Annotated in this window: 3 protein-coding genes; all 3 read left to right on the top strand. The window is 67.9% G+C overall.

Features of this window, described 5'->3' with window-relative positions:
- The first annotated feature begins 521 nt into the window (after positions 1–521).
- The 3 genes from VNF92_07950 to VNF92_07960 all read left to right on the top strand — a co-directional run bounded on the left by VNF92_07950 (position 522) and on the right by VNF92_07960 (position 3,219).
- Positions 522–1,214: an NAD(P)H-binding protein gene (locus VNF92_07950; protein HVA57807.1), complete on the top strand. Its 693-nt coding sequence runs from the start codon at positions 522–524 to the stop codon at positions 1,212–1,214.
- A 97-nt stretch (positions 1,215–1,311) separates the two neighbouring features.
- Positions 1,312–1,722 (top strand): DCC1-like thiol-disulfide oxidoreductase family protein, encoded by a 411-nt coding sequence (locus tag VNF92_07955; protein ID HVA57808.1) that lies wholly within the window; start codon positions 1,312–1,314, stop codon positions 1,720–1,722.
- Positions 1,723–1,869: 147 nt separating this feature from the next.
- A complete protein-coding gene (locus tag VNF92_07960) occupies positions 1,870–3,219 on the top strand; it encodes an alpha-L-fucosidase (protein ID HVA57809.1) in 1,350 nt (449 codons plus the stop codon).
- Positions 3,220–3,456: the final 237 nt, after the last annotated feature.

Genomic DNA, 3,456 nt, shown 5'->3' on the forward strand with positions numbered 1-3,456 from the left:
ATATGCTGCAAGGCCGCGTGAAAGGCGGCGGCCGCATGCCGCTTATTCTGCAGGCCTGCCGCCGCACTGGCAAGGCCAAGTCGTGGTAGCGCCTCATATTAGAGAGACTAGAAAACCACCCCGGTGCATGATATGCTGCAGAGCCACGCCGCATAACGTGCGCGGTCGAACTCTCACGACAGAGCATCCCCGGGGGGACCACTTGGGGGGCTCCGCCGCGCGGCCAGCGCCCCCCCGGTAGCCTCGGCCCCGAACCCAATCCTCCCAGTTCCCCCATTTCGCTCGTTCGCTGAGAACGGCCAGCCTAACGATACGGCCTCGGCCCTAGAATCGCGCGCTATCGTGGGCCAGGTGGTCATACGTGAAACGGCGTCGCTCGCGGATCAACTCTGCCACGTGGACTTCGGACCTCATTGGGAGGCGCCCCGCAGCCCCATCGTCACCGAGATGATCCCCGCAATGCAGCGTGACGCGATGTGGGCGACCGTGTTCCGACCGCGTACCGGCTATACCTTATCGGTATGCCAACCCCTCCCTACAAGGCGATCGTCGTCGGGGCTACCGGTGCCGTTGGATCGGCGCTCGTCCGCGAGTTGCTCGCCTCTCCGGCCTGCACGGGCATCACGGCACTCGTGCGCCGACCCACCACGATGTTCGCTGGGGCGCCCGGGGGCGAGAAGCTCCACCTCGAGGTGGTCGATTTCCACGATCTGGAAGCGGCCACGGCCCGCCTCGCCGCCGGGTCACAGGTTGCCTTCTGCACCATGGGCATCGGACAGCCGCGCAAGGTGCCGCTCGACGAGTTCCGGCGCGTGGACGTCGAATACGCGGGCGCGTTCGCGCGCGGCGCGCACGCGGCCGGCGTGCGCCACATATCACTGCTCTCATCGGTCGGCGCCGACGTGGCGTCGCGCAATCGGTATCTGCACATCAAGGGACTGGCCGAGGCGGTGGTGGAGGCGGCGGGCATCGCGCGCTCGAGCGTGTTCCGGCCGAGCCTGCTCGTCACACAGCACCTTCGGTACGGCGTGCAGGACTGGCTGTCGCAGACGCTGCTGCCGGTCGTGACGCCGGTACTGCCCGCACGGTATCACCAGATTCGCGTCGAAGACCTGGGGCGCGCGATGCGCCTGAATGCCGAGCGCAGCGGAGCCGACGGGCGCGAAGTGGTGTACTATCCAGAATGTCGCGCATTGCTCGCCGGAACGGCGTAATCCGCGCGTCGAGCACCGATCGTGCGAGGGCCCGTGCGCAGCGCCCGATTCGCTCGGCTTTTCGAACCAGTTCGCCGTGTCCAGGTCCGGTTAGCGCATGACGTCGAGCGTCCTCCTCTACGACGGCCATTGCGGCCTGTGCAACGGGACCGTGCGTTTCATCCTGCAGCGGGAGCGCCTGCACACACTGGAGTTCGCCCCGATCGGCGGCGATTTCTTTCGTGGTGTGATCGCGCGCCATCCCGAGTTGCGGGACATGGACTCCGTCATGTGGGTGGACGCCCCCGACACTCCCGCCGAGCGGGTGGCCGTGCGTTCCGAGGCCGCACTCCGCGTGGCGCGTTACCTGGGTGGCGCGTGGCGTCTGGCTGCGCTCGGCGGGTTCGTTCCGCGGCGGATGCGCGACTGGGCGTATGATGTCGTGGCTCGCTACCGCCACCGGCTGCCCGGCGTCTCTGCCCAGAGCTTCGTGGTTCCGGCGGCCGCGCGGACCCGCTTCCGCGGCTAGGACGCTCCACTTTTCGCCGATAGCTTGCGCTTCGCAACGTCCGATACGACCGTGATGATGACGCGCACGACCTCCGCGGACGGCGGGCGCTCAAGAGACGTAGCGGTCGCCCTGGCAGCCGAGCGGGATTTCACGCAAACTCTTCCCATGCGAAAGAGAATCGAGACGATCGCCGCCCTCGCGCTCGTGGCGCTCGTGGCGCTCGTGGCGCTCGCGACGGCGCTCGGCGCGCAGCAGAGCGCTCCCACCCCCGCAGCCGACTCGGTGCCCGCGGTGCGGCTGGCGGCGCGCGAATGGTTTCGCGACGCCAGGTTCGGCCTGTTCATCCATTGGGGCGTGTACAGCCTGCTCGGCCGCGCCGAGTGGGTGATGGAGAACCAGAAGATCCCCGTGGGCACGTACGAATGGCTGGCGTCCACCTTCGATCCGGTCAAGTTCGACGCCCACACGTGGGTGTCGCTCGCCAAGGCCGCCGGTGTCCGGTACATCACCATCACCGCGCGGCACCACGACGGCTTCTCGATGTTCGCCACCAAGGCCACGCCATACAACATCGTAGACTGGACGCGCTTTGGCCGCGATCCGCTCAAGGAACTGGCCGACGAGTGCCGCCGGCAGGGCATCAAACTGTTCTTCTACTATTCGCAACTCGACTGGCACAATCCCGACTACTGGCCCCGCGGTCAGACCGGCCACTATACGCAGCGCCCCGACACCGGCAACTGGAACCATTATCTGAATTTCATGGACACGCAGCTCACCGAGCTGCTCACCAACTACGGCCCCGTCGGCGGCATCTGGTTCGACGGCATGTGGGACAAGCCCGACGCCGACTGGCAGTTGCCCAGGACGTACGCGCTCATCCACCGGCTGCAGCCCGCGGCGCTGATCGTTCCCAATCACCATCAGGCGCCCAAGCCGGGCGAGGACGTGCAGACCTTCGAGCAGGATCTGCCGGGGGCCAACACCGCCGGCTTCAACACGACGACCATCGGCGCCCTTCCGCTCGAGACGTCCATGACGATGAACGACTCGTGGGGCTTCAACATCACCGATCACCACTTCAAGTCGGTGAACGAGATCATCGCCAAGCTCGTGGGCGCGGCAGGGCGCGACGCGAACCTGCTGCTCAACATCGGCCCCCGTCCCGACGGCACCATCCAGCCCGAGGCCGTCGAGCGGCTCAAGGCAATCGGCGAATGGATGAAGACGTACGGCACGTCCATCTACGACACGCGCGGCGGTCCGATCTCACCGCGCGAGTGGGGCGTGACCACGCAGCGCGGCGACACGGTGTTCGTGCACGTGCTCGACTGGCCTGACCGGGCGCTGGCCATTCCGTCGTTCGGCCGGCGTGTGTCGAGCGCGACGATGCTCGACGGCGGCGCGCGCGTGGGCGTGGCGCAGGCGGACAGTTCGATCACACTGACGCTGCCGGCCGGTGCCGTCACGGCGCCCGACCGTGTGGTGGTGCTGACGACCACGCCGTACCGGTAGTCGCGTCGGGGAGCCGCTGACGGCGCGTACTGGCGCCGCCGACTGACCGGCGCCCGGCCAGCCGCATCTTGTGACTATGCCGCGCGCACAAGAAGACTCTCGGCCGCCCCGGGGCAAGGGCGCCAGGTTCCTGGCCCTCTGCGCCGCGCTCGCCGCGCTCGGGCTCGTCTTCGCGTTCGCCATCCGCCCCTGGTACCTGGCCTGGGGGGCCACCGCCGCCGAGACGGTCATGCCGCT

This window comes from Gemmatimonadaceae bacterium, assembly GCA_035533015.1.
Taxonomy (GTDB): domain Bacteria; phylum Gemmatimonadota; class Gemmatimonadetes; order Gemmatimonadales; family Gemmatimonadaceae; genus JAGWRI01.